The organism is Actinomadura macrotermitis, assembly GCF_009604375.1.
Lineage (GTDB): Bacteria > Actinomycetota > Actinomycetes > Streptosporangiales > Streptosporangiaceae > Spirillospora > Spirillospora macrotermitis.
In genome coordinates this window covers 294,985-321,330 of the sequence record NZ_WEGH01000004.1, presented here as the reverse complement: position 1 = coordinate 321,330, position 26,346 = coordinate 294,985, and the positions used below count along the sequence as shown (strand labels likewise).

Here is a 26,346-nt window from a genome sequence, read left to right as displayed (position 1 = left end):
CCTCGGCCGCGTGGGGGGCTGGAGGGAGCAGCGGGGGATCAGGGCCCTGGTCAGGGCAGCGAGCGGGTGAAGACCTCCTCGCGCACGTCGCGCAGGGCGAGCTGGAGGGCGCCGGCGAGGATCGGGTTGCCCTCGACCGAGCCGAGCCGGACCGTGGGGCGGGGGACGGTGAGGGTGTGCAGCTGCTCCTCGACCAGGTCGCGCAGCGGCTCGCCGCCCGCGCGCAGCACGTCGCCCGACAGCACGATCATGCCGGGGTCCAGCACCGCGACCACGGTGGCGAGGGTGGCGGCGAGGCGGGTGGCCAGCTCGGTCAGCGCGGCGCGGGCCTGCTCGGCGCGTTCGGCCGCCTGCGGGCCGGCGCCCCCGTCCAGCGCCGCGACGGCGCGGCGCAGCGCGACCGTCGCGTCGTGGCCGCGGAAGCCGTGCGCGCGCAGCAGCCGCAGCACCGCCGGGCCGCCGGTGAGGGACTGCACCGGGCCGGTGCCGCCGCGCCGCACGCCGCGCACGAGCGGGGCGTCCGCGGCGGGCATGTAGCCGATCTCGCCCGCGCCGCCGGTCGCGCCGCGGTGCAGCACGCCGTCCAGCACGATGCCCATGCCGACCCCGGCGAACACCCACAGCAGCACGAAGTCGCGGACGCCGGCCGCCTGCCCGGCGGCCAGTTCGGCGAGCGCGGCGAGGTTGACGTCGTTCTCGATCTCCACCGGCAGGCCGAGCCCGGCGGCGAGCCGGTCGCAGATGCCCGGGCCGTGCCAGCCGGGCAGGTGGCTGGCGTAGCCGAGGCGGCCGGTGGCGGGGTCCAGCGCGCCCTGGATGCCGATGACCGCGCGGTCGATCCGGTCCCGGGTGAGCCCGGCCGCCGCGGCGGCGCCGTCCACGGCGGCGGCGGCCCGCGCGACGACGTCGCCGGCCGAGCGGCCCGGGGTGGGCAGCTCGTACTCGCCGAGGACTGTCCCGGCGAGGTCGGCGACGGTGGCGGCGATCCGCTCGGGCGTGACGTCCAGCGCGGCGGCGTGCGCGGCGGCGGGGTTCAGCCGGTACAGCTCGGCGGTGCGGCCGGGGGAGCCCTCGCGGATGCCGTCGCGCAGTACCAGCCCGGCCTGCTCCAGCCGGGCCAGCAGCTGGCCGGCGGTCGGCTTGGACAGGCCGGTGAGCCGGCCGAGCTCGGGCCGGCTGAGCGAACCGTGCGCCAGCAGCGCCTCCAGCGCGGCGCGATCGTTGATCGCGCGCAGCAGGCTGGGGGTGCCGGGGACGGATGCGGTCATGGAAGGGGGCTCCTCGTGCGGCGGACGGTCGTCCATTGAAAGTTAGGAAGGTTTCCTAACTCTGAAATCTAGAGAGCGGCCACCTCCGCGTCAAGAGCCGTTCACCTCAGCGCACCGCGACGGGGGAGGAAGCGCCCGGAACCAGCCGGGACGGCGTGCCGCTCCCGTCCGCCGGCACCGACCACACGTCGCTGCCGCCGCCCTGGCGGGGCAGCGCGTACATGACGGTCCGGTCGTCCAGCCACGCCGCCTGGTCGTCGACGCTCGCGGTCTCGGCGAGCGCCGTCTCGCGCATCGTCGCCAGGTCCAGCACGTACAGCCGCCACGGCCTGGCCGGGTCCGCCGAGACGCGCTTCTTGAACGCCAGCCGCCTGCCGTCCGGCGACAGCGACGGGCACTCCAGGTTCTCGCGCAGGACCTTGGCCTCCCACGCGCCGTAGTCGCCCTGCACCAGGTAGGTCCTGCCCTTGCTCGACATCGAGGCGTAGAAGCGGTTGTCGTCGGCCGCGAACGTCACGCCCCAGTAGTTGACGTCGGGGGAGCGGTAGCGGCGCCCGTCCTTGAACAGCGGGATCTGCTCCATGTTGACGACGGTGTAGCCGGTGCGGGTGTCCAGGATGCCGGTCCAGGTGGAGAAGCCGGTCTCGTTGTAGGCGTCGCCGCGTACGAACACCGTCCACGACACCATCCGGCCGCTCGGTGACACCCGGGCGCGGTTGGGGACGCCCGCCAGCTTGACCTTCCCCACCTCGCGCATCGACCGGTCCAGGACGGTCATGGACGTCCCCGGCACCGGCCCGGCCTGCGTGGCCAGGCACGCGCCGGTGCCGTTCGCGGCGTAGAACCGGGCGCAGGAGCGGGCGCCGAGCGCGGGGGCGGACGCGGGCGCGGCCAGCGGTGCCGACGCCACCCGCCCGCTCCCCGCGCGGTACATCAGCTGCCCGCCGCGGCCGAGGTCCAGGGTCGCGGCGCGCGGGCCCGGGTCGTCGCGGCGGGCGGCCATGGCCGAGTAGGTCGCCCCGGTCGCCGCGAGCAGGCCCGCGGCGGCCACGACGACGACCGTGCGGCGGCGTCCCTCGTTCATGCCTTCCCCTTCCGTGACGGTGCGAGCGTCCAGGCCGCCGCGATGCCCGCGAGCAGCCCGCACGTCATGACGGCGAGCCCGGGGCGCGCGCCCCACAGCGTCCACGCGGCGCCGAACAGCACCGAGGCGAACATCCGCGCCGTCGCCTGCCCCGTCTGCACCAGCGCGAGGCCGCTGCTGCGCAGCCCCTCGGGGAACAGCGGCGCGGCCACGGCCATCAGCACGCCGTCGGTCGCGGCGTAGAACGCGCCGTGCAGGACCAGCACCGGGACCAGCAGCAGCGCGCCCGACCAGGGGGTGAGCAGCAGCGCGCAGGCGCCCGCGAGGGCCAGGTGACCGGCCAGGAACGTCGCGTACCGGCCGGTCCGGTCGGCGACGCGGCCGAGCGGCACGGCCAGAAGCAGGTACACGCCCGCCGTGCCGAGCGGCAGCAGCGGGAAGTAGCCCGGCGCCATGCCGAGGCGCCGCTGCAGCAGCAGGTAGACGAACGCGTCGCCGACCGTCACCAGGCCGAGCGCCACCGCCACGACGCACACCCGCCGCACGGCCGGGTCGCCGAGCAGCCGCAGCGCGGCCCGCAGCGACACCGCCGCGCGGTGCTGCGCCGGCCCGCGGTGGTCCTTGACGTAGAGGACGAGCAGCAGCACGCCGAGCGCGGCGACGCAGAAGGACACGACGAAGACCGCGTCGTAGGCGCCGGCCGTCGACCACAGCACCGCGAACGCGGCGAGCGGGCCGAGGAACGCGCCGGCGGTGTCCATCGCGCGGTGCACGCCGAACGCGCGGCCCTGCGCGTCCGGCGCCGCGCTCAGCGAGATCAGCGCGTCGCGCGGGGCGGTGCGCAGGCCCTTGCCGGTCCGGTCGGCGGCGACGACCGCGCCGAGCGCGCCGACGGCGCCGCCCGCCGCGAGCAGCCCGAGCTTGCAGACCGCCGACAGCCCGTAGCCGATCCCGGCGACGAGCTTGTGGCGGCGGCCCCGGTCGGCGGCGTGCCCGGCGGCGAGCCGCACGAACGCGGTGACACCGAAGTACAGGCCGTCCAGCATCCCGAACTGCAGCGGGCTGAGGCCGAGCCCGAGCACCAGGTACATCGGCAGGACGGCGGTGACCATCTCCGAGGACACGTCGGTGACCAGGCTGACCGCGCCGAGCGCCAGCACGTTGGCCGGGACGGCGCGCGGCACGCGGGGGCGGTGCGGGGCGAGGGCGGCGGCGTCGGCGATGTACATCCCTCACCGCCCGCCGGGACGTCGGGGCATGGCTCCTCCAGGGGACGGGGTGGTCCGGCGCCCGCCGTACCGGGCCTGGGTCTGCGGGCGCCGGACCACGTGCGGGGGGACTAGTGGCAGGCGGTCGGGCCGGTGGTGTCGAGCGTCCGGCCGTCCTGGTGGACCATGTCGGCGGTGTAGGAGCCGTCGGCGAGCGTCAGCTTGAGCACGCCGAAGATGTCGGTGATCCGCTTCTGGCTGTTGGGCTGGGTGCTCTCGAAGTCGTAGGTGCTCGCGCCGCCGGTGCCGACCAGCAGCTCGCGCGGCCCGTCGGCCGCCGCGCCGCCGGAGGCGTTCTGCGGGGCGAACCGCTCGTACAGGTGGTCGTGGCCGTTCAGCACCAGGTCGGCGTGGTACTTGTACAGCACCTGCCAGGCGGGCTTGCTGACCGCGTCGGCCTGCGGGCCCGAGCTGTACAGCGGCTTGTGCCAGTAGGCGGCCACGCACTTCTTGGTGTTGGCGGCCAGGTCGGCCTCCAGCCACTTGATCTGGGCGGACGTCGCCGACATCGACAGCTCGGAGTCCAGCGCGATCATGTGCCAGCCGCCGCGCTCCCAGCTGTAGTAGGTCTTGCCCTGCGGGGTGGCGCGGGCGCCGAAGTAGGACTTGTAGTCGGCGGCGGTCTCGGTCGCGTCGTTGTACTCGTGGTTGCCGGGCACCGGCCGCGTCTTGGCCTTGAACCGGCCCCAGGTGGTGTCGTAGTAGGCCTTGTAGTCGGCGAGGCTGCCGGTGTCGTACTGGTTGTCGCCGAGGGTGAGGATCTCGTCGGGGTTGATCGCCTCGATGCGCTTGGCGGTCTGCTGCGCGCCGCAGCTGCTGCTGGAGGCCTTGCAGTGCTCGGAGATGTCGCCGGCGGCGGTCGCGACGAACGTCGTCTCGCCCGCCTTCGGCACGCCCGGCACGGCCGCGCTCGCCGCCGAGACGTTGCCGGCGGCGTCGCGGGCCCGCACCGTGTAGGAGTAGGTCTGCCCGGTGGTGAGGCCGGTGTCGGTGTAGGACGTCCCGGCGGGCGAGGCCACCACGGCGCCGTCGCGCAGCACGTCGTAGCCGGTGACGCCGGTGTCGTCGGTGGACGGCGACCAGCCGAGCGACACCGAGGTGGTGGTCGTGCCGGTGACCCGCAGGCCGGCGGGGACGCTCGGCGCCTGGGTGTCGGGCCCGGACGGGGTGCCGTAGACCTCGACCTCCCACAGCGAGTACCCGTAGGAGGTGCCGCGGGCCCGGCCGTAGACGCGCACGTAGCGGGCGGTGCCCGTCACGGCGCGGTCGTCGACGCCGCCGTCGCCCGAGCTGGTCGAGTAGGCGCTGGTCCAGGTCGTGCCGTCGGTGGAGCGGTCGATGCGGTAGGAGGAGGCGTAGGCGTCCTCCCAGTTCAGCTTGACCCGGGTCAGCGCGGCGGGCGCGCCGAGGTCGATGGTGATCCACTCGGGGTCGTGCCCCTCCTGGCTCGCCCAGCGGGTCGTGGTGCTCCCGTCGACGGCGTTGGCGCCGGCGAACTCGGCGGTCTCGGTGGAGGAGGTGGTGACGGGCTTGCCGCGCGAGAGCAGGGTCTCTGCGGCCAGGCGGGCTGCCGGGCCGGCGTTCTGCGCGCTCGCCGCGACCGTCGCCGGCAGGGCGAGGGCGGCGGCGGACAGCAGGATCAGGCCGGTGGTGCGGAACGGTCGAAGACTCAACTTCGCCTCCAGGCGGGGACGGCTTACCGGACCCCCCGATAGTTAGGAAAGTTCCCTAACTTGCGGAGAATCACAGCATCCGCGCCCACCACTGTCAACAGCCGGACGGGAAAACTCAGGTGAACGCGGCCGGAGCACCACCGGGTTAGGAAGCCTTCCTTTCGAACCCCTTGACGGCGCCCCGGGATCGATCTACGTTGCGAGCGACCCGGGCCTGGGTCGGACCGTGCAACCCCCCGCCGGAGAGGGCGTGCCCTCTCCCGAGTCCCGGAGCCGCCCGTGCCCGCACCGCCCCGCAAGCTCACCGCCCTGCTGTCCGCCCTCACCCTCGCCATCGGGGGCCTCGCCATCGCCGGGCCGCTGCCCGGCGCGTCGGCGGCCGGCGAGAACCTGGCGCTGAACCGCCCCGTCCAGGTCTCCTCCAGCGAGTCCGCCGCGTTCGGCGGCGCCGCCGCCGTCGACGGCAGCGCCACCTCCCGCTGGGCCAGCCAGGAGGGCCACGACCCCGAGTGGATCAGCGTGGACCTCGGTTCGGCGCAGCCCCTGCGCCGGGCCGTGCTGCGCTGGGAGGCCGCCTACGCCTCGGCCTACCGCATCGAGGTCTCCGCCGACGGCACGAACTGGACCAGCGCCTACTCGACCACCACGGGCGACGGCGGCACCGACGACGTGTCCGTCACCGCCACCGGCCGCTACGTGCGCGTGTACGGCACCAAGCGCGCCACCTCCTACGGCTACTCGCTGTGGGAGCTGGAGCTGTACGGCGACGGCGGCACCACCCCGCCCCCGACCACCCCGCCGCCCACGACGGGCGGCGCGGTCCCGTTCGGCAGCCACCTGAAGCCGTACGTGACCGGCACGCTCAAGCCGTCCGGCGCGCAGAGCACCGTCGACCAGGCCGTGGTGCGCTACTACGAGCAGTGGCGCAACGCCTTCGTCAAGCAGAACTGCGGCAACGGCTGGTACGAGGTCATCTCGCCGGACGCCGACCACCCCTACGTCGCCGAGGGCCAGGGCTACGGGCTGGTCGTCAGCGCCACGATGGCGGGCGCCGACCCGAACGCCAAGAAGATCTTCGACGGCATCCTGAAGTTCGTCCTGGCGCACAAGTCGGTGAACGACCCCGACCTCGCCGCCGCCGAGCAGGACACCTCCTGCAAGAGCGTCAACGGCAGCGACTCGGCGACCGACGGCGACCTGGACATCGCCTACGGCCTGCTGCTCGCCGACCGGCAGTGGGGCAGCTCGGGGACCTACGACTACCGCGCGCTCGCGCTGAAGCGGATCAACGCGATCAAGAGGTCGGAGGTCGACGGCAGCACCCACATGCTGCTCGCGGGCGATTGGGCGAGCGGCGCCGACCGGCAGATCTCGCGCTCCTCGGACTGGATGATCGGGCACATGCGCGCGTTCCGCCAGGCGACCGGCGACACCACCTGGGACACCATCCGGGAGAAGCACCAGAACGTCATCGCGGCGCTGCAGCGCGACTACGCCGGCTCCACCGGGCTGCTGCCCGACTTCGTGCAGAACACCACGACCACTCCGCGCCCGGCGCAGGGCAAGGTGCTGGAGGACCCGAACGACGGCGCCTACTGGTGGAACGCCTGCCGTGACCCGTGGCGCCTCGGCGTGGACGCCGCCACCACCGGCGACGCCCGCTCCACCGCCGCGGTGCGCAAGCTGAGCGGCTGGATCCGGCAGAAGACCGGCGGCGACCCCGCCAAGATCAAGAACGGCTACACGCTCGGCGGCTCCCAGCTGTCGGGCGACCACGACGCCGCCTTCTGGGCGCCGTTCGCCGTCGCCGCCCTCAGCGACCCGGGCGCGCAGGCGTGGCTGGACGCCCTGTGGGCCAAGCTGGCCGCCGGCCAGGTGAACGGCGGGGACTACTACTCCGCCAGCATCCACCTGCAGACGATGATCGCCGTCAGCGGCAACTTCTGGCGCCCCTGACACCCGCGCGGCCCCTCGGCGGCCCCTCTGGCGCACCTGCGCCAGAGGGGCCGCCCCTTTCCGGCGCCGCGGCGAGCTTCACAGTTTGAGAAACTCGGCAAACACCGCCGGAGCACGGTCCCGGCGATCTACGCCGGGAACCGATACGCTGCACGGTTTCGCTGATTGCGCGCCGACCGAAAAGGTCATGCAGCAAACCGGGCATCATCGGGCACCTTTCCGGACAGTGCAGGACCGAAAAGGGTGCGGAAGGGGACCGAAAAGGGGCCGGGACTCGGCCGCGCCGGGCCGCCTTGCGCGAAGAATCCGCGGAAGATACCTACGGGGGGTCCCGGTCGGCATCCAGTAAAAGCTTCAAGCACACAGCGTGATCGACGATCACCGAGTGTCACACTCGTGGGGTCGGGACGACCTTGACCACAAGGTCTTGTCCAAGGTCTTGATCACAGGATGGAGCGCCGGTGCACGACGTCGTGGGATCCCTGCCGAACCGGCTCGCCGCCTGGGAGGCGCGGCAGGCGGGCTGGGGCGGCGCGCTGTTCCGGGACCGGCCGCCGGCCCGGCGCGGTGACGTGGTGCTGATGAGCAACGACTACCTGGCGCTCGGCCGCCACCCGGCCGTCGCCCGCGCGCAGATCGCGGCGCTGCGCGCCAGCGGCAGCGGCCCGCTGATGTCGGGGGTGTTCGTCGACGACGGCGACCCGCTGCGCGAGCTGGAGGAACGGTTCGCCGCCTTCCTCGGCGCCCCGGCGGTCGTGCTCTGCCAGTCCGGCTGGGCCGCCAACGTCGGGCTCCTGCAGTCGGTCGCGCGCCCCGGCTCCCCGGTCTACGTGGACGCCGCCGCGCACGCCTCCATGTGGGCCGGCATCGAGGCGGCCGGCGCCGTCGCCCGCCCGTTCGCGCACAACGACACCGGGCACCTGGAGCGCCTGGCCCGCCGCCACGGCCCCGGCCTGATCGTCTTCGACGCCCTGTACAGCGTGTCCGGCGACCGATGTCCGCTGGCCGCGCTGGCCGAGGTGGCCGCGCGGACCGGCTGCGAGCTGGTCGCCGACGAGTCGCACTCGCTCGGCGTGCTCGGCCCGGCCGGCGCCGGCCTGGTGCCCGCGCTCGGCCTGGCCGACCGCGTCGCCTACCGCACCGCGAGCCTGTCCAAGGCGTTCGCCGGCCGGGCCGGCCTCATCGCCTGCTCCCGCCGCGTCGCCGGCTACCTCCCCTACCACGCCCCCGGCGCGATCTTCAGCTCGACGCTGCTGCCGCACGACGTGGCCGGCCTGCGGGCCGTGCTCGGCCTGGTGCGCACCGCCGGCGACCGGCGGGTGCGCCTCGCCCGCAACGCCGCCGCGCTGCGCGAGGGCCTCACCGGCCTCGGCTACGACATCGCGCCGAGCGAGAGCCAGATCGTCTCGCTGCCCGCCGGCGGCGAGGACCGGCTGCGCCGGCTGCGCGCCGCGCTGGACGCCCACGGCGTCTTCGGCGCGCCCTTCGCGCACCCGGCGGTGCCGCGCAACCGCGCCGTGCTGCGCCTGTCGGCGCACAGCGGGCTGACCCGCGCCGACCTCGCCCGCGTGCTGGCCGCCTGCGCGGCCGTCCGGGACGAGGTCGCGCCGCCCGCAGAGACGTCCACCCGCCGCCTCGCGGCCGCCCGTTAGGAGACCCAGTTGAGGAGTGCCGTGCTGACCAGCGCCACGCCGACCCTGACCGACACCCGCACCGAGAGGATCATCCGGATCGTCGCCGAGCATCTGGAGGTCGATCCGGCCGAGATCGGGGAGGGCGACCTGTTCGTGGAGGACCACGGCGCCGACTCGATGGCGCTGATCGACGTGCTCGCCGCGCTGGAGCGCGAGTTCCGGGTCGCCATCGACCAGGAGGAGCTGCCGAAGATGGTCGACGTCCGGGGCGTGCGGGCCGTGCTCGACGCCGCGCCGCCCTGGTGACCCCGATGCCCGCCTCTCCCGCCCTGACCACCCCGGGGCCGCATGCCCGGCGCCGCCGGGTCGTGGTGACCGGCCTCGGGGTGCTCTCCGGCATCGGCACGGGCGCGGCCGGGTTCGCCGCCGCGCTGCGGGCCGGCCGGAGCGCCGCCCGCCCGCTCACCGCGTTCGACACCACGGGGTACGCGCACGCCACCGGCTGCCCGGTCACCGGCTTCGAGCCGGACCGCCGGCTGCGCCGCGTCCCGCCCGGCGACCTCGGCCGCGCCGCCCAGTTCGCGGCCGCCGCCGGGCGGATGGCGGCGGCCGACGCCGGGCTGGCCGAGGCCGACCTGCGCGCCGTCCGCTGCCAGGTGTCCATCGGCACCACCGACGGCGGGTCGCACGAGCTGGACGGCCTCACCGCCGCCGAGCTCGCCGGCGGCCCGGCCGGGCTGGACCCCGCGGCCGTCCGCCGCGTCCCCGCGCCGGGCCTGTCGGCCGCGGTCGCCCGCGAGCTCGGCCTCACCGACGTGGAGGCGACGACGATCGGCACCGCCTGCTCGGCCGGCAACCACGCCATCGGCGACGGCCTGGACGCGATCCGCTCCGGCGACGCCGACATCGCCCTGTGCGGCGGCGCCGACGCGGTCTGCCGCAAGACCTTCACCGCGTTCTACCGGCTCGGCACCGTCGCCCCGGACCAGTGCCGCCCCTTCGACGCGGGCCGGCGCGGCATCCTGCCCGGCGAGGGCGCCGGGGTGCTGGTGCTGGAGAGCCGGGACGCGGCGCTCGCCCGCGGCGCCCGCGTCTACGCCGAGGTGCTCGGCTACGGGCTGAACTGCGACGCCCGCCACCCGGTCGCGCCCGACCAGGACGGCGTCGCCCGCTGCATGGAGCTGGCGCTGCACGACGCCGGCGTGGCGCCCGGCGACGTCGACCTGATCTCCGCGCACGGCACCGGCACCAAGGCCAACGACGTCACCGAGGCCCGCGCCATCCGCGCGGTGTACGGGCCGGAGCCGCCGCGCACGGTCGGGCTGAAGTCGATGCTCGGCCACACCATGGGCGCGGCGAGCGCGCTCGCCGCCGCCGCCTGCGCGCTGGCGATCACCCACCGGTTCGTGCCGCCGACCATCAACCACCGCGGCACCGACCCGGCCTGCGAGATCGACTGCGTGCCGAACACCGCCGTCGAGGCGGACCTGCGGGTGGTGCAGAACAACGGGATGGCGTTCGGCGGCAACAACGCCGTCGTGCTGTTCGGCCGCCACGAGGCGGCGTCATGATGGACATCACCGGCTGGTCGGCGGTGTCGCCGTACGGCGTCGGCGCGGCCTCGTTCGCCGCCGGCGTCCGGTCCCGGCGGCCCGCCGCCGCCGAGCCCGACCCCGCGGGCGTGCCCGGCGCCGAGGTGTGCCGGGTGCCCGGCTTCGACCCGCGCACGGCGCTCGGCGGGAAGGGCACCCGGGCGATGAACCGGGTGACCGGCCTCGCCGTCACCGCCGTCGGCGCGCTGGCGGCGGCGCGGCCCGAGCCGGACGCGGCGCTCGTCCTCGGCACCACCAGCGGCAGCGTCCAGTCGATGATGGACTTCACCCGCGCGTCGCTGACGGGGGAGCGGCCCTTCGACGTGGAGCCGTCCGCCGTCCCGGGCGCGGTGATGAACTGCGCGGCGGGCTTCAGCGCGATCCGCTACGGCCTCACCGGCCCGAACACCACGATCGCGGGCGGCCGTGCCGCCGGCCTGCTCGGGCTCGCCTACGCCCGCCGGCTGCTCGCCGCGGGCCGCGCGGCCACCGTGCTGTGCGGCGCGGCCGAGGAGTGCTCGGCGGCCCGCTCCTGGCTGGAGCACCACGCCCGCTCCGGCGCGCCGGCCCGGCTCGGCGAGGGCGCCGGGGTGCTGCGCCTGGAACCGCCCGGCGCGCCCGGCGCGCTGGCCCGGGTGCTCGCGGTGCACTCGGCGCTGGACACCGGCGTCGCCGAGGTGCGCCGCCGCGCCCTGGCCGCGGCCGGCGTCCCCGCCGCGGCCGAGGTGCCCGACGTCGCCGCGCTGATCGGCGACACCGGCGCGGTGTCGGCGGTGTTCCAGATCGCCGCCGCCCTCGCCACAGGCGGCGGCACGTCCGGCCGGACGGTCGTGGTGACGGCCGCCGACCCGGCCGGCATGACCGCCGCCGCCGTCCTGGAACTGCGCCCCGGCCACCGGCCCGGCGAGCATGACCACCACGGCCGCCTGGTAGGTGCGCCTTGACCACGAGCCTGCGGAGCATGATCGCCGCGACGGCTCTGGAGCCGCGCGCCGGCCGCCACCCCGGCGGGCGTGGTCGCCGGGGTCGGCTTGGAGGTGCGCATTGACCTCCAGTGATGAGAGCTACGACGCGGTGGTCGTCGGGGCCGGGATCGGCGGGCTGGTCTGCGCCTCCTATCTCGCGGTGGCGGGGCTGCGGGTGCTGGTCGCCGAGCGGCACACCGTCGCGGGCGGCAACGGCCAGGTGTTCCGGCGGCGCGGCCGCTACGAGTTCGACGTCGGCGTCCACTACCTCGGCGACTGCGGACCCGGCGGCGTCATCCCGGCGATCCTGGCGGGGCTCGGCGCCGACGGCCGTGTCGCCTTCCTGCCCTTGGAGCCCGACGGGTTCGACCGGGTGCTGCTGCCTGGGCTGACGGTGGACGTGCCGGTCGGGTGGGATCGTTACCTGGACCGGCTCACCGCCGCGCTGCCCGCCGAGGCGCCCGGGATCACCCGGTGCGTGCGGACCCTGGAGGCGCTCGCCGCGGCGCTCCGGGGCCGGTCGCTGTCGAGCGCCGCGCCCTCGCGTTCGGACGTGGACCTGCTGCGAACGGGCGCCGGGTCGCTGGCCGGGCTGTTCGCCGCGTGCGGGCTGTCGGCCCGCGCCGGGACGCTGCTGGCCGCGCAGTCGGGCAACTACGGCGCGCCGCCGTCGGGCACGTCGGCCACCGCGCACGCCGCCATGATCGACCACTACCTGCGCGGCGCCTACTACCCGGCGGGCGGCGGCCAGCTGCTGCCCGCCACCCTGGTCGAGGTGATCGAGGCGCACGGCGGCGAGGTCCGCACCCGCTGCCCGGTCCGGCGCGTCACCACGGGCGGGGGACGGGCCACCGGCGTCGTGCTGGACGACGGCACCGCCGTCCGGGCGCCCGTCGTGGTCTCCAACGCCGACTACCGGCACACCGTCCTGGAGCTGTGCGCGGACGCCGCGCTCCCGCGCCCGCTGGTGGACCGCACCCGGGACGCCACGATGCGGGCGGCGGCGGCCGTCCTGTACGTCGCGCTGGACCGGCCCCTGGACATCCCGAACGCGAACCTGTGGTGGTGGCGCGACGCCGACGCCGAGGCGGCCTACCGGGCGCTCGGCACGGGTGAGCCGCCCATGGCCTTCCTGTCGTTCGCCTCGGTCAAGGACCCGGGCGCGCGGGCGGTCTGCCCGCCCGGCCACGCCAACTTCCAGGTCATGACGCTGGTCCCGCCGGCGCCGCCCGGCCCGCCGGACTACCGCCGCGACCCCGGCTATCTCGCCGCCAAGGACCGGCTCACCGCCGAGCTGCTGGACATCGCCGAGGAGCTGCTCGGCCCGCTGCGCGCCCACGTCGTCCACCTGGAGACCGCCACCGCCCGCACCAACCGGCGCTTCACCGGCGGCAGCGGCGGCACGCCCTTCGGCCTCGGCGACTGGGGCGGCGTCCACCGCCGCCCCGACGTGCGGACCTCCGTCGACGGCCTCTACGTCGCCGGGCAGGACACCCGGTACGGGTCGGGGATCGTCGGCGCCGCCGTCAGCGGCATCACCGCCGCGGGCCGCGTCCTCGGCCGCGACCTGCTGCCGGAGGTCCACGCGGGCGCCGTCCTCGGCGACCCGGCCCGCCTGCCCGCGCGGGGCGCCGCCTTCGACCCGCTCCAGGTGTCGCGCGGCTCGCGCCGGACGCGCGGTGCCCGGGCCACCGCAGCGGTCGGCGGCCCGGGCACGGTCTAGGGGGCGGTGCTAGCCGATGCCGCCCTTGATCGCGGCGATGAGCTCGCCGTTGGAGGTGTCGCCGCTCAGCTCCCAGAAGAAGGCGCCGCCGAGGCCCTGGTCCTTGGCGTAGCCCATCTTCCCGCCGATGATGGCCGGGGTGTCGTAGCTCCACCACTCACTGCCGCACTTGGCGTAGGCGGTGCCGGCGACGGTCCCGGTCGCCGGGCACTTGCCCTTCAGGACCTTGTAGTCCTCGATGCCGGCCTCGTAGGTGCCCGGCGCCGCGCCGGTCGCGGTGCCGCCGGGCGTGTCCTGCGTGACGCCGGTCCAGCCGCGCCCGTAGAAGCCGATGCCGAGCAGCAGCTTGCCCGCCGGGACGCCCTTGGACTTCAGCTTCTGGATGGCGGCGTCGCTGTAGAAGCCCTGCTGCGGGATGCCCGGGTAGGAGGTGAGGGGAGAGTGGGGGGCGGTCGGGCCCTTGGCGTCCCAGGCGCCGAAGAAGTCGTAGGTCATCGGGTTGTACCAGTCGACGTACTGGGCGGCGCCCCCGTAGTCGGCGGCGTCCATCTTGCCGCCGGAGGAGCCGTCGGCGGTGATGGCGGCCGTCACCAGGTTGGACGACCCGAACTTGGCGCGCAGCGCCGCCAGCAGGTTCTTGAAGGAGGCGGCCCCGCTGGTGTCGCAGGTCAGCCCGCAGGCGTTGGGGTACTCCCAGTCGATGTCGATGCCGTCGAACACGTCCGCCCAGCGCGGGTCCTCGACGAGCTTGTAGCAGGAGTCGGCGAACGCGGCCGGGTTCGCCGCGGCCTGGCCGAAGCCGCCCGACCAGGTCCAGCCGCCGAACGACCAGAGGACCTTCAGGTTCGGGTACTTCTTCTTCAGCTTGCGCAGCTGGTTGAAGCTGCCGCGCAGGGCGCCGTTGTCCCAGGTGTCGGCCTGCCCGTCCACGCTCTCGGCGGCCGAGTAGAACCGGTCGTAGTCGGCGTAGCTGTCGCCCACGGTGCACTGCCCGTTCTGGACGTTGCCGAAGGCGTAGTTGATGTGGGTGAGCTTGGCCGCCGAGCCGCTCGTGTCGATGTTCTTGACGTGGTAGTTGCGCTGGTAGACGCCCCAGTCGGTGAAGTAGCCGATGACCTTCTTGCCGCCGGGCGGGGGCGGCGTGGTCGGCCCGTCGTCGGTGGTGACGCTGACCGCGGCCGACGCGGCGGAGACGTTGCCGGCCGCGTCGCGGGCCTTGACGGTGAAGGAGTAGGCGGTCTTCGGCGTCAGCCCGGTCACGGTGGCGCTCGTCCCGGTCACCGTGTCGGCCTTGGCGGCGCCCTGGTAGACGTCGTAGCCGGTGACGCCGACGTTGTCGGTGGAGGCGGTCCAGGCCAGCGAGACGCTGGTCGCGGTCTTGGCGGTGCTGCGCAGGCCGCCCGGCGCGGTCGGGGCCTGGGTGTCCCCGGCGGGGCCGCCGGATCCGTCGCAGGCGCCGTCGTTGACCTTGCAGCCGGTGATCCAGCCGGACCCGGTGCCGCCGAACCCGAAGCTGGCCGTGCCGCCCGCGCCGACGGTGCCGTTCCAGCCGACGTTGGTGAAGGTGTAGTGGTCGCCCGCGACCGTCTTGGCCGCGTCCCAGGTGGAGCCGACGGACGTCCCGGCGGGCAGGTCGAACTCCACCTTCCAGCTCTTGATCTCCGCGGTGGTCCCGTTCTTGACGGTGCACTTGCCCTCGAAGCCGGTGCCCCAGTCCGAGGTCTTGGCACAGGTCGCGGTGACGGCCCCGGCCGCGGGCGCCGGGGGTGCCGCCACCAGTGCGCCGGCCGCCGCCAGCGTGAGCGCGCCGACGAGCGCGATGGCCCGCCGTCCGCCGGATCTGGACATGATTCTCCCGTTCGTTCGGCCCCCGAACCAGCAGGAATCTCACTCTCTCTTAGGAAAGTTTCCTAAGAAATTGCGCCGATCGTAACTTCGCCGCCAGGGGGTATCAAGAGCCCGGACAAGATCGTCTGGCGGCCGCGCACCGGTCTACCCGGCACGCTGGAGTCATCGGCGGGCAGGCATGGAGAAACCGCACCGGGGCATGCCACGTCCAACTCGGTCGGATAGCTTGTCCTGCCCCAACGGACAGCAAGAGAGCACAGGTGGAACGCCGGTGAGCACGTCAGCCCAACCCTCCGGGGGATCGTCGGTGCGGCAGTGGCTGCTTCAGGGGCTGCACCGCCCCGGGCGCAAGGCGGGGCCGCACCACCAGCACGTCCCCGAGCACGAGGAACCGCCGCACAAACAGCACCGCTGGTGGCAGGTGATGTGCCTGACCGGCGTCGACTACTTCTCCACCCTCGGCTACCAGCCGGGCATCGCCGCGCTCGCCGCCGGCGCGCTCAGCCCCATCGCGACGCTGCTGCTCGTCGCGCTCACCCTGTTCGGCGCGCTGCCGGTCTACCGGTCGGTGGCCGGGCAGAGCCCGCACGGGCTCGGCTCGCTGTCGATGCTGGAGAAGCTGCTGCCGGGCTGGCGCGGCAAGCTGCTGGTGCTGTTCCTGCTCGGCTTCGTGGCCACCGCGTTCATCGTGACGATCACGCTGTCGGCCGCCGACGCCTCCGCGCACCTGCTGCACAACCCGTTCGTGCCGGCCGGCGTGGCCGACTGGCAGATCCCGGTGACGCTGGCGCTGATCGCGGCGCTCGGCGCGGTGTTCCTGGTCGGCTTCAGCGAGGCGATCTCGATCGCGGTGGTGCTGGTGGCGGTCTACCTCACGCTGAACGTGGTGGTGATCGGCACCGCGCTGGCCGAGGTCGTGCAGCACCCCGGCAAGGTGACCGACTGGCGCTCGGTGCTGACCTCGGACTACTCCAGCCCGGTCGCGATGATCGCGGTGTCGCTGTTCGTGATGCCCAAGCTCGCCCTCGGCCTGTCGGGCTTCGAGACCGGCGTCGCGGTGATGCCGCTGGTCAAGGGGAACATCGAGCAGCGCATCGGCGGCGCGCGCAAGCTGCTGACCACGGCCGCCGCGCTGATGAGCGTCTTCCTCATCACCTCCAGCTTCGCCACCACGGTGCTGATCCCGAAGAAGGAGTTCGAGGAGGGCGGCCAGGCCAACGGCCGCGCCCTGGCCTACCTGGCGCACCGCTACCTCGGCGACTGGTTCGGCACCGCCTACGACCTGTCCACGGTCGCGATCCTGTGGTTCGCCGGCGCCTCGGCGATGGCCGGCCTGATCAACATCGTGCCGCGCTACCTGCCCCGCTACGGGATGGCGCCGGACTGGACCCGGGCCACCCGGCCGATGGTGCTGATCTTCACCGGCATCTCGTTCGCGATCACGCTGCTGTTCCGCGCCGAGGTCGAGGCGCAGGGCGGCGCCTACGCCACCGGCGTGCTGGCGCTGATCCTGTCGGCCGCGGTCGCCGCGACGCTCGCCGCCTGGAAGCGCGGCCGCCGCCCCGCCTCGGTCGGCTTCGGTTTCATCGCCGCGATCCTGGTCTACGCGACCGCCGCCAACATCGTCGAGCGGCCCGACGGCCTGGTCATCGCGGTGCTGTTCTGCGTCGCGATCGTGGTGACCTCGCTGGTCTCGCGCGCCACCCGCTCGACCGAGCTGCGCATCACCGATGTCGCCTTCTCCGACGAGGCGCGCCGCTACCTCAACGAGGGGGGCGAGATCCGCTTCATCGCCAACGAGCCCGACGCGCGCGACCACAAGGAGTACGCCGACAAGGCGCGCGAGGCGTGGGAGCTGCACCGGCTGCGCAGCGACGAGGGCCTGGTCTTCCTGGAGATCACCGTGAAGGACGCCTCGGAGTTCGAGAGCGAGCTGCGGGTGACCGCCGAGGAGCGCCACGGCTACCGGGTCATGACCGCGGAGAGCCCGAGCATCGCCAACGCGCTCGCCGCGGTCCTGCTGGAGGCGCGCGACGAGACCGGCAAGCAGCCGCACATCTACTTCCACTGGGCCGAGGGCAACCCGGTGGGGGCGCTGCTGCGCTACCTGGTCTTCGGCGGCGGCGACGTCCCGCCGATGACCCGCGAGATCCTGCGCCAGGCCGAGCCCGACGCCGAGCGCCGCCCGCTGGTGCACGTCGGCTGACCGCTGGCGCCCCGGTCAGGCCGGGGCGCCGGCGAGCTGGTGCGCCCACGGCGGGTTCGCGCCGGCGACCGAGCAGGTGAGGGCCGCGACGCGGACCGCGAAGCGGCACGCCGCGGCCACCTCGTCGAGGGTGAGGCCGTCCAGCCGGCCGCCGAGCCGCCCGGCGCGCGAGAGCCGGTGCAGCAGCCCGGCGGTGAAGGAGTCGCCGGCGCCGATGGTGTCCACCACCTCGACGGCGGGCGCGGGCACGGTGACGCGGGCGCCGTCCAGGGACGCGAGCGCGCCGCTCCCGCCGAGGGTCACCACCACCAGCCGGACGCCCGCCCGGTGCCAGGCGTCGCAGGCCTGCTCCGGGGTGGCGCCGGGCATGAGCAGCTCCAGGTCGTCCGAGCTGAGGCGCAGGATGTCGGCGAGCGCGCACCAGCGGGGCAGCCGCTCCCGGTAGCCGGCCGGGCCGACCAGCAGCGGGCGCACGTTCGGGTCGATGGAGACGGTGGCGCCCGCCCGCGCCCGCTCCAGCATCGCCTCGATCCGCCGGCCGCCCGGCTCGCGGACGAGCGCGAGCGAGCCGGTGTGCAGGCAGGCGGCGTCCGGGCCGGGCACCGCGGCGAGCTCGGCCTCGCTCCACTGCCAGTCGGCGGTGCCCTCGGCGTGGAAGGAGAACGCGGCCTGGCCGCCGCCGTCCAGCGCGGCGATGGCGAGCGTGCTCGGCTCCGCCGCCGCGACCGCGGCCGACAGGTCCACGCCCGAGCCGGCCAGGTGCGCGCGGAACAGCGCGCCGAAGGGGTCGGCGGAGATCCGGGCGTGCAGCCGCGCCGCGCCGCCGAGCCGGGCGAGCGCCACGGCGGTGTTGGCGGGGCCGCCGCCCGGCAGGCAGCGCAGGGCGAGCTCGCCGGGCCGCGGCTGGTCGGTGTCGGCGAAGGCGTCGGCGACGCATTCGCCGAGGACGGCGATCGGGCGCTGGGCCATCGGTGCGCCTTTCGGGTCGGAGGCGGGGACCGCGGGACGGCGATGCGGACCACGTTACGACCCGTTACCGGCGGCGGGCCCGCGACTCGGCGGCACAGACCTCGTCTCGCCGCCCGTCAGGTCCCGTCCTCCAAGGCGGCCGGGTCTTCGCCCGCCTCCCACCGGGGCTGACCCGCGCCGCATGAACAGACCGTGCGCGGGGGATCACGAGACGTAAGGGAAGATCGTCTCGGGGAGGGCGCGCCATGGAGCCGTACGCGGCGGTGCTCGCCCTGCTCGGCCTGCTGGCGGTGGTGATCGCCTCCGTCTACTCGCTGTCGTACGCCCTCGCGCCGCCGGGCACGCCGGCCGCCGGCCCCTTCCTGTCGGGCGCGCGGCCGGAGGAGCACGCGATGTCGCGCTACCACGTGCGCTGGTACGCGGTGACGCTGCTCTTCCTGGCCTTCGACATGGAGATGGTCTTCATGTACCCGTGGGCGCTGGTCGTCGCCTCGGTCGGCGCCAAGGCCGTGGTGGAGATGTTCGCCTTCCTCGGGCTCCTCATGGCCGGGGTGCTCTACGCCTGGCGCGAAGGGGCGCTGCGGTGGTCCTGAGCGCCCGGCTCGCCCGGTTCGCGGCGGCACGCCCGCCGTCGTTCCTGGTCGCCGCGCCCGGTGCGACCGGGACGCGGCTGCGGGCGGAGGCGGAGCTGCGCCGGCGGGATCGCCGCTGCGTCGCGGCCCCGCCGGCGGCGGCGGTCCTGGTCGTGTGCGGGCGTCCCGGCGCGGGGCTCGGTGCGGCGGTCGAGCGGGTATGGGACGGCATGCCGGGCCCGCGGGCCCGGGTCGGACTGGGCGAGACGGCGTCGCGGGAGGAGATCGCGGCGGCACTGGAAACGACCGCCCTCGAACCCGCCGCGCCCCCCTCGCACCAGGACGAGGACGTCCCGATGGCGGACCGGGCGGCGGACCGGGACGGCCTGAAGCTGGACGTCCTGCACGTCCCCCTCGGCCCCGTCCTCGCCGACTGGCCCGCCGGGCTCGCCCTCCGCCTGACGCTGCAGGGCGACATCGTTCAGGCGGCCGAGACCGTCGTGGTGGACGCCCCGGAAGGCCCGTCGTTCTGGGACGGGCCATGGCTGCGCGCCGCCGCCGGGCAGCCGGTCACCGTGGGCGAGGCGGAACGCCGCCGCGCCGCATCCCACCTGGACGGCATAGGACGGCTCCTGGCGGTCGCGGGCTGGCAACACGCCGCCGACCAAGCGCGCGCACTACGCGACGAGGTTCTCGCCGACACACCCGCGGAGGCCCTGACCGCACGATATGCGGGCTTCGCCCGCCGCGTACGCAGGTCAAGGACGCTGCGCTGGATGCTCACCGACGTGGGTGTCCTTAGCTCGGAGACAGCGGGCCGGTATGGGCTGGCCGGATACCTCGGTGATGCCCACGACCGCCTCACCGGCAGGCTCGACGAGATCGGTCAGGCGCTCGCTCAAGTCGATGCCCAGGCGCTGCTGACCGGCGACGGCGGTCCGCGCGGTCCGATCGGGCAGCGGCCGAGCGGAGCGCTGCTGGCCGTTCTGCCGAGGCTGATGGAAGGGGCGGAGCTGGCGGCCGCTCGGCTTACCGTCGCGAGCCTGGATCCGGACATCGACCAGCTCGCCGTTCCGGCGGAGGCCGCCGGTGGGTGAGGCGACGCCGGTCTGGGCCGTGGTGGCGCTCCCGCTGGTGCTGGCCGGGCTGATTTGCTCGGCCGCCGCGCTGGACGCGGTGTTCTGCGCCGGCGGCAGGCCTGCGGACCCGCTGCGCGAAGGCGTGCGGCTGCTTCTGCAGCAGCGCCGCCGGACGCGCGGGGCGGATCTGCTGCTGATGCGCGCCGGAGTGATCAGCCTGCCGGTGGCGGCGTTCCTGGCGGCGATGGTGATCCCGCTCGGCGCCGCGCCCGTGCTGCCGTCATCGGTCGGCGTGGTGTGGTTCAACGCCATGGAGGTCGTCGCGTGGGCCTCGCTCTGGCTGACGGGCTGGGGCGCCGACTCGGCGTTCCCGCTGATCGGCGGGTACCGGTTCCTGGCGCAGGGGCTGGCGTACGAGCTGCCGCACATGTTCGCGCTCATCACCGCGGCGCTGGCGGCGGGCTCGCTCGACCTCGGCGCGGTGGCCGCCGCGCAGGAGGGGCTGTGGTTCGCGGTCTGGATGCCGGTGGCGTTCGCGGTCTACCTGCTGTCGGCGCTGGCGATGGCCTTCTGGGGGCCGATGGGCCATCCCCTCGCCGGCGATGTGGCGGGCGGCGTGCCGCTGGAGCTGGCCGGCCCGGACCGGCTGCTGTTCTTCGCCGGCCGGCTCGCGCTGCTGGCCGTCGCGGCGGCGGCAGCGGTGCCGCTGTTCCTCGGCGGCGGCGCCGGGCCGTGGCTTCCGGCGTGGGCGTGGTCGCTGGTGAAGACGTACGCGGTGCTGGTCCCGCTGGTCTGGGTGCGGCAGCGGGTGCCGGTCGTCCGGATGGACCGGTTCATGCAGGTGGCGTGGACGGTGCTGATCCCCGCCACGCTCCTGCAGATGCTGGTGGTCGGCCTCGTGGTGCTGGACTGAGGGGGAGGGGAGATGCAGGTCGTCGCGTTCTGGGCGCTCGCGGTCGCCGCCGTCGGCTTCGGGGCGGCGGTGTTCGCGGTGAACTCGATGGCGCGGGCCACCTTCGCCCTGCTGGCCTCGTTCCTGTGCGCCGGCGGGGAACTGCTGCTGCTCGGCCTGGCCTACCCCGGCGTGCTGACGATCCTCATGATGATCATGGAGATGCTCGTCATGGCGGTCTTCATGATCATGTACATGATGGACCCGGGCGGGCTGATGCCGATGTCGATGGTGCACGGCCGGCGCGGCGCGCTCGCCATCGCGGCCGGCGTCTTCGCCGCGCTGGCGGCCGGGATCGTGCTCACCCCGTGGCCGCACCGGCAGGGGGCGCCGCCGCGCGACCCGGCCTTCGCGCTCGGCGAGGCGGTCATGGGGCCGAAGATGCCGGTGATGATGGTGGCCGGCGTCGCCATCCTCGCCACGATGATCGCCTCGGTGGTGCTGGCCACCGGCCGGGGCCGCTACGGCGGCGCGGAGTGAGCCTCCAGGCGTTCCTGCTGCTCGCCGCCGCCCTGTTCGCGGTGGGCCTGTACGGCGCGCTGTCCCAGCAGTCGGTCGTGATGCTGATGATGGGCCTCGAACTCATGATCAACGGGATCCTGGTCGCGGCCGGCGCGTTCTGGCACTACGTCGCGCCCGGGGCGGCGGACGGCCAGGTCCTGCTGCTGGTGGCCCTGACGGTGATGGCGCTGGAGATGGCGGCGGGCTTCGCCGTGGTGACGGCGCTGTACCGCGCCCGCGAGGTGGACACGACCGACGACGCCGGGGACCTCAAGGGATGACCGCCCTGCTGCTGCCCGCCCTGCCGATCGCCGTCGGCATGGTGCTGATCGTCGCGGGTTTCTTCCCAGGCCGGCGCCTGGACCGGGTGGCGCCGGGGCTCGCGGTGACGGCCGCGCTCGGCACGCTCGTCTTGGCCGTCGCGGCGGCGTGGACCCGGCCGTCGGCGCGGTTCCCGCTGTTCGGCGGCCTGCCCGCCGGGCTCGCGGTGGACGGTTCGTCGGCCGCCCTGGTGGTGACCGTCGCGGCGGTGAGCCTCGCCGTCCTGGTGTTCGCGGCGGGGGAGTTCGCCGCCGGCGAGGCGCGGGCGCGCTTCTTCGGGCTGATGCTGGTCTTCACCGGCGCCATGCTGGTGACGGTCACCGCGACCGGCCTCGCCGTCCTGCTGATGGGCTGGGAGGTCATGGGCGCGATGTCGTACGCGCTCATCGGCTTCTGGTGGCGCGACCCCGGCCGGGTCCGCGCGGCCGGCGTCTCCTTCCTCACCACCCGCGCCGGCGACCTTGGCCTCTACCTCGCCGCCGGCGCCGCCCTGGCCGGGACCGGCTCTCTGGAGCTGTCCGCTCTGGCAGGCGCGGACGAGCCGTGGCGGGACCTGGTCGCGGCGGGCGTCGTGCTGGCGTCGCTGGGCAAGTCGGCGCAGCTGCCGTTCTCGTTCTGGCTGTCGCGGGCGATGGCCGGCCCGTCGCCGGTCTCCGCGCTGCTGCACTCGGCCACCATGGTCGCCGCCGGCGCGTACCTGCTGCTGCGCCTGCAGCCGCTGCTGCACGCGACCGGCTGGGCGGCGCCGCTCGTCGCCTGGTCCGGCGCGCTGACCGCCCTGCTCCTCGGCGCGGTCGCGCTCGCCCAGCGTGACCTCAAGCAGTTGCTGGCCGCGTCGACCTGCGCACAGATCGGCTTCATGGTGCTCGCGGCCGGGACCGGCACGGTCGCGGGCGGCGCCGCGCACCTGGTCGCGCACGCCGCTGTGAAGAGCCTGCTGTTCCTCTGCGCGGGGGCCTGGCTGACGGCCCTCGGCACCAAGGCCCTGGACGAGCTGCACGGCGCGGCCCGCCGGTACCGCCTGGTCGGCGTCACTTTCGCCGTGGGGGCGCTCGCCCTCGCCGGGGTGCCGCCGCTGTCGCTGTGGGCGACCAAGGGCGCGGTGCTCGCCGCCGCCCGCGATACCCCCGCCCTGTACGTCGTCGGCCTCGCGGCCGGCCTGCTGTCGGCCGGGTACGCGGCCCGCGCCCTGGTGGCGGTCTGGCGTCCGGCGGACGCGGCGACCAGGGACGACACCGAGCGGCAGGGAACGCGGCGCGTCAGATCGCAGGCGCCGCTGCCCGTGCTGGCCGTCGCCGCCGCGACCCTGGGCGCGCTCGTGCTGCCACCGCTCGCCGGCCCGTGGCGGCGCCTCCTTGGCGACACCACGGCCACCGGTCCGAATGCGACCGAACTGACTGTCTCCGGCGCGCTGGCCCTCGCCGTCCTCGCCCTGACCTGGTTTTCGGCGCGCTGTTCGGGCACCGTGCGCGCGCCCTTCGCCCTGCACTGGTTCCGGCTGGAGCAGGTCGCCGTCCTGCTCGTCGCGCGCCCGGTATGGGCGCTGGCCTGCGCACTGGCCCGGTTCGACGACCGCGTCATCGACGGCGGGGTGCGGGCGGCCGCCGCCGGGGGACGGCTCGCGTCGGCCTTCGCCGCCCGCCGCATAGAACCCGGAATCGACGGCCTCGTCAACGCGACGGGCGGGACGGCCCGCCGGCTCGGCGCACTCGCCCGCCGCCCCCAGACCGGGCAGGTGCACCTGTACTACGCCCAGGCCGCGGTGCTGTTCGCGGTGCTCGTCCTCATCGTGCTCGTGGCCGGGTGACCGTGCTCTCGCTGACGATCTTCCTGCCGCTCGCCGCCGCGCTCGGGCTCTGCGCCGCGCCCCGGCTCGGCGACCGCGCCGCCGGCTGGGCCTGGATCGCCGCGTGCGCCGCCGACCTCGCCCTGACCGTCGCGTTGTGGATCGGCCACGGGAACGGTACGGGGGTATCCCACGAGACGAACCTGCGCTGGATCCCGTCGGTCCGCGCCGGCTACCACGTCGGCGTCGACGGCCTGTCGCTGCCGCTGCTCGCCCTCACCGCCCTGCTCTTCCTCGCCTGCGCGGTCTGCTCCCTCGGCCGGGCGAAGCGGGCGCGCGCCTTCGCCGCGCTGTTCCTGGCCCTGCAGACGGTCTGCCTCGGGCTGTTCGCCGCGCTCGACCTGCTGCTGTTCTTCGTGTTCTTCGACCTGTCCATCGTCGGCATGTACTTCGTCATCGCGGGCTGGGGGCACGGCGACCGGACGCGGTCGGCGCTGAAGTTCTTCCTCTACACCTTCCTCGGCTCGCTCGTCCTGCTCCTCGGCTTCATCGGGCTCTACCTCGGCGCCGAACCGCACACCTTCGACATGGCCGAGCTCATCCGCACGCCGCCGCTCAGCGGGTCGCCGGGGACGGCGGCGCTGGTCCTGCTGGCGGTCGGCATCGGCCTGGCCGTCAAGACACCGGCCGTGCCGTTCCACACCTGGCTCCCGCCCGCGCACACCGACGCACCCGCCGCCGGATCGGCGATCCTGGCCGGCGTCCTGCTGAAGATGGGCCCCTACGGCCTCGTGCGGATCGCGATGCCGATGCTGCCGGACGCCTGGCGCCGCTACGCCTGGCTCGTCATCGTGATCGGGGTGGCCGGAGTCCTGTACGGGGCGCTCGTCGCGTTCGCCCAGGAGAACCTCAAGCGGCTGGTCGCCTACACCTCGGTCAACCACATGGGCTACGTCGTGCTCGCGCTCGGCGCCGCCGGGGCCGGGGGAGAGGAGGCCGCGCGGCGGCTCGCGGTGACCGGCGCCGTCACCCAGCTGGTCAGCCACGGCCTGGTCACCGGCGCGCTGTTCCTGCTGGCCGGCGTGCTGTACGACCGGACCGGGGCCTACGACATGGGCCGGTTCGGCGGCATCGCGGGGGTCGCGCCGGTCTTCTCCGGGCTCCTCACGGCCGCCGCGTTCGCTTCGCTCGGGCTGCCCGGCCTGTCCGGGTTCATCGCCGAATTCCAGATCTTCACCGGGGTCATCGGGAGCGGAGGCGGCGGGACCGCCGTGGCCGGCGCGCTGGCGGTCGCCGGCGTCCTCATCACCACGGCGCTGTTCCTGCGTCTCCTGCAACGCACTCTTCTCGGGCCGCCCGGTGAGCTCACGCCGCGCATGACCGACATGCGCCGGCCCGAACTCGCCGCAGTCGCCCCGCTGCTGGTGTCGTCGCTGGTCATCGGCATCGCGCCGCGCTTCCTGCTGGACACGATCGAGCCGGTGTCGGCCGCCGTGGTCCGGCTGGTGGACCGGTGAACGAGAACCCGGCCGACCTGCTGCCGGAGCTCTGTCTGCTCGCCGGGGCCATGGCCGGGCTGCTGTGCGGGATGTTCTCGCCGCGCGACCGGCAGTGGCCCGCCGTCGCCCTCTGCGCGGCGGGCCTGGCAGCCGGGCTCGTCACGGCCGCCGTCGCGGCGGGGCGCCCGGACGCGACGGCGTTCGAGGCGTTCACGCTCGACCCCGTCACCCACGCGACACGGATCATCGTGCCGGCGGCGACGCTGCTGGTCGTCGCGCTCGCGGCCGGCCCGCTGCGCGGCCACCCGCGGGAGACCGAGTTCCACGTGCTGGTGGTCCTGGCCGCCCTCGGCACGATCATGCTGGGCGCCTCGTCCGACCTGCTGGTGCTGATCGCCGCCTACCTGCTGGCGAGCATCCCCGCCTACGCCCTCGCCGGCTTCGCCAAGGACGCGCCGGGCACCGAGGCCGCGCTGAAGTACTACCTGATGGGCGCGCTCCTCGGCGTCTTCATGCTGGCCGGGGCGACCCTGCTGTACGGGACGGGGCGCGGCACCTCCTACGCGGCGCTCCGCGACGGCCTCGCGGAGGCTCCGGCGGGAGCCGCCGCGGTCGGCGTCGTCGGGGTGCTCGCGGGGCTGATGTTCAAGGCGGGCATCGTGCCCGCGCACTTCTGGGTGCCCGACGTCGCGGAGGGGGCGCCACCGGCCGTCGCGGCGTTCGTCACCACGGTCCCGAAGATCGGCGCCTTCGCCGCCCTCTACCGCTTCACGACCGAGGCGCTCCCCGCGCACCTGCTCGACCGGCCGCTGCTGCTCGCGGTCGTCGCCGCCGCGACCATGACGCTCGGCAACCTCGCGGCGTTCGGGCAGGACAACGTCCGCCGCCTGCTGGGGTACTCCACCATCAGCCAGGCCGGGTACCTGCTCGTCCCGGTCGCGGCGGCCGGGCGCAGCGGCCTGGCCGAGACCGCGCTGCTGTTCTACCTGGCCGCCTACGCCGTCACCAACCTCGGCGCGTTCGCGGTGGTCATGGCGGCCGGCCGCGACGACCTGGCCGCCTACACCGGCCTCGCGCGGCGCTGCCCGCTGCTCGCGGTGTCGCTGGCGGTCTGCCTGCTGGGCCTGGTCGGGACGCCGCCCACGGCCGTGTTCCTCGGCAAGGTGCTGATGTTCGGCGCGGCGGTGGACGGCCGCCTCGCCTGGCTCGCGGTGGTCGCGGCCGTCAACTCCGTGGCGAGCGTCTTCTACTACCTGCGCTGGATCGGCCCGGTGTTCGCGCGGAGCGCGGCCTGGGAGGGACGCCTGGACGGCCGCGCGCGGTGGCTCGCCTGCGGTGCGGCGGCGGGCTCGCTCGTCCTCGGCGTCGCCGGCGGCGTCGTGCTCTCCGTCGGCTGAGCGGAGAGCGTCGCCGCCGGCTTGACACTCCTGAACCCCAGGGGGGTATAGTC

General features: G+C 74.8%; 21 protein-coding genes. 15 read left to right on the top strand and 6 right to left on the bottom strand.

Annotated features, from left to right (window positions below):
- Positions 1 to 50: 50 nt before the first annotated feature.
- The 4 genes from ACRB68_RS29990 to ACRB68_RS29975 form a co-directional block, all read right to left on the bottom strand.
- Positions 51 to 1,268, bottom strand: a complete 1,218-nt coding sequence (locus ACRB68_RS29990) for an ROK family transcriptional regulator (protein ID WP_153538441.1) — start codon at positions 1,266 to 1,268, stop codon at positions 51 to 53.
- A gap of 106 nt (positions 1,269 to 1,374) precedes the next feature.
- Positions 1,375 to 2,352 (bottom strand): TolB family protein, encoded by a 978-nt coding sequence (locus tag ACRB68_RS29985; protein WP_153538439.1) that lies wholly within the window; start codon positions 2,350 to 2,352, stop codon positions 1,375 to 1,377.
- A complete protein-coding gene (locus ACRB68_RS29980; RefSeq protein ID WP_153538437.1) occupies positions 2,349 to 3,581 on the bottom strand; it encodes an MFS transporter in 1,233 nt (410 codons plus the stop codon). The genes ACRB68_RS29985 and ACRB68_RS29980 overlap by 4 nt, the downstream gene beginning before the upstream one ends.
- Positions 3,582 to 3,691: 110 nt before the next feature.
- A complete protein-coding gene (locus tag ACRB68_RS29975) occupies positions 3,692 to 5,293 on the bottom strand; it encodes a discoidin domain-containing protein (protein WP_207709866.1) in 1,602 nt (533 codons plus the stop codon).
- 279 nt (positions 5,294 to 5,572) lie between these two features.
- Here ACRB68_RS29975 and ACRB68_RS29970 point away from each other — a divergent pair, with 279 nt between their 5' ends.
- The 6 genes from ACRB68_RS29970 to ACRB68_RS29945 all read left to right on the top strand — a co-directional run bounded on the left by ACRB68_RS29970 (position 5,573) and on the right by ACRB68_RS29945 (position 13,163).
- Entirely contained in the window at positions 5,573 to 7,249 is a 1,677-nt protein-coding gene (locus ACRB68_RS29970) for a glycosyl hydrolase family 8 (RefSeq protein WP_328594957.1), read from the top strand.
- Positions 7,250 to 7,710: 461 nt separating this feature from the next.
- Entirely contained in the window at positions 7,711 to 8,901 is a 1,191-nt protein-coding gene (gene cqsA, locus ACRB68_RS29965; protein ID WP_153538435.1) for an alpha-hydroxyketone-type quorum-sensing autoinducer synthase, read from the top strand.
- A gap of 9 nt (positions 8,902 to 8,910) precedes the next feature.
- Entirely contained in the window at positions 8,911 to 9,189 is a 279-nt protein-coding gene (locus ACRB68_RS29960) for an acyl carrier protein (protein ID WP_207709865.1), read from the top strand.
- 5 nt (positions 9,190 to 9,194) lie between these two features.
- Positions 9,195 to 10,454 carry a beta-ketoacyl-[acyl-carrier-protein] synthase family protein gene (locus tag ACRB68_RS29955; RefSeq protein ID WP_153538433.1) on the top strand — a complete coding sequence of 420 codons (1,260 nt, stop codon included), beginning with the start codon at positions 9,195 to 9,197 and terminating at the stop codon, positions 10,452 to 10,454.
- Positions 10,451 to 11,419 carry a beta-ketoacyl synthase N-terminal-like domain-containing protein gene (locus ACRB68_RS29950; protein ID WP_153538431.1) on the top strand — a complete coding sequence of 323 codons (969 nt, stop codon included), beginning with the start codon at positions 10,451 to 10,453 and terminating at the stop codon, positions 11,417 to 11,419. The genes ACRB68_RS29955 and ACRB68_RS29950 overlap by 4 nt, the downstream gene beginning before the upstream one ends.
- A 100-nt stretch (positions 11,420 to 11,519) precedes the next feature.
- Positions 11,520 to 13,163, top strand: a complete 1,644-nt coding sequence (locus ACRB68_RS29945; protein WP_153538429.1) for a phytoene desaturase family protein — start codon at positions 11,520 to 11,522, stop codon at positions 13,161 to 13,163.
- A 9-nt stretch (positions 13,164 to 13,172) separates the two neighbouring features.
- Here the strand turns inward: ACRB68_RS29945 and ACRB68_RS29940 are convergent, their stop codons facing one another.
- Positions 13,173 to 15,011 carry a glycosyl hydrolase family 18 protein gene (locus ACRB68_RS29940; RefSeq protein ID WP_153538427.1) on the bottom strand — a complete coding sequence of 613 codons (1,839 nt, stop codon included), beginning with the start codon at positions 15,009 to 15,011 and terminating at the stop codon, positions 13,173 to 13,175.
- 307 nt (positions 15,012 to 15,318) lie between these two features.
- Here ACRB68_RS29940 and ACRB68_RS29935 point away from each other — a divergent pair, with 307 nt between their 5' ends.
- On the top strand, positions 15,319 to 17,217 hold the full coding sequence (locus ACRB68_RS29935) for an APC family permease (RefSeq protein WP_328594956.1): 1,899 nt from the start codon (positions 15,319 to 15,321) through the stop codon (positions 17,215 to 17,217).
- A gap of 15 nt (positions 17,218 to 17,232) precedes the next feature.
- Here the strand turns inward: ACRB68_RS29935 and ACRB68_RS29930 are convergent, their stop codons facing one another.
- Positions 17,233 to 18,186, bottom strand: coding sequence for a carbohydrate kinase family protein (locus ACRB68_RS29930; protein ID WP_153538425.1), 954 nt, complete (start codon positions 18,184 to 18,186; stop codon positions 17,233 to 17,235).
- Positions 18,187 to 18,431: 245 nt separating this feature from the next.
- Between ACRB68_RS29930 and ACRB68_RS29925 the strand changes: the two genes are divergently transcribed.
- Genes ACRB68_RS29925 through ACRB68_RS29890 form a run of 8 tightly spaced genes read left to right on the top strand, consistent with a single transcriptional unit; the run spans position 18,432 to position 26,293 of the window.
- Positions 18,432 to 18,779, top strand: a complete 348-nt coding sequence (locus tag ACRB68_RS29925; protein WP_153538424.1) for an NADH-quinone oxidoreductase subunit A — start codon at positions 18,432 to 18,434, stop codon at positions 18,777 to 18,779.
- Positions 18,770 to 19,855 (top strand): hypothetical protein, encoded by a 1,086-nt coding sequence (locus tag ACRB68_RS29920; RefSeq protein WP_207709864.1) that lies wholly within the window; start codon positions 18,770 to 18,772, stop codon positions 19,853 to 19,855. Before ACRB68_RS29925 ends, ACRB68_RS29920 begins: the two co-directional genes overlap by 10 nt.
- Positions 19,848 to 20,750 carry a complex I subunit 1 family protein gene (locus ACRB68_RS29915; protein ID WP_328594955.1) on the top strand — a complete coding sequence of 301 codons (903 nt, stop codon included), beginning with the start codon at positions 19,848 to 19,850 and terminating at the stop codon, positions 20,748 to 20,750. Before ACRB68_RS29920 ends, ACRB68_RS29915 begins: the two co-directional genes overlap by 8 nt.
- 12 nt (positions 20,751 to 20,762) lie before the next feature.
- Positions 20,763 to 21,269, top strand: coding sequence for an NADH-quinone oxidoreductase subunit J (locus ACRB68_RS29910; RefSeq protein ID WP_153538422.1), 507 nt, complete (start codon positions 20,763 to 20,765; stop codon positions 21,267 to 21,269).
- Complete coding sequence (gene nuoK, locus ACRB68_RS29905) at positions 21,266 to 21,571, top strand: NADH-quinone oxidoreductase subunit NuoK (RefSeq protein ID WP_328594954.1); 306 nt, start codon at positions 21,266 to 21,268, stop codon at positions 21,569 to 21,571. Before ACRB68_RS29910 ends, nuoK begins: the two co-directional genes overlap by 4 nt.
- Complete coding sequence (locus ACRB68_RS29900; RefSeq protein ID WP_153538420.1) at positions 21,568 to 23,418, top strand: proton-conducting transporter transmembrane domain-containing protein; 1,851 nt, start codon at positions 21,568 to 21,570, stop codon at positions 23,416 to 23,418. The genes nuoK and ACRB68_RS29900 overlap by 4 nt, the downstream gene beginning before the upstream one ends.
- The gene (locus tag ACRB68_RS29895; protein WP_328594953.1) at positions 23,415 to 24,914 is read left to right on the top strand and encodes a complex I subunit 4 family protein; all 1,500 of its coding nucleotides are present in this window, start codon (positions 23,415 to 23,417) and stop codon (positions 24,912 to 24,914) included. The genes ACRB68_RS29900 and ACRB68_RS29895 overlap by 4 nt, the downstream gene beginning before the upstream one ends.
- Entirely contained in the window at positions 24,911 to 26,293 is a 1,383-nt protein-coding gene (locus ACRB68_RS29890) for an NADH-quinone oxidoreductase subunit N (RefSeq protein WP_328594952.1), read from the top strand. The genes ACRB68_RS29895 and ACRB68_RS29890 overlap by 4 nt, the downstream gene beginning before the upstream one ends.
- Positions 26,294 to 26,346 lie beyond the last annotated feature (53 nt).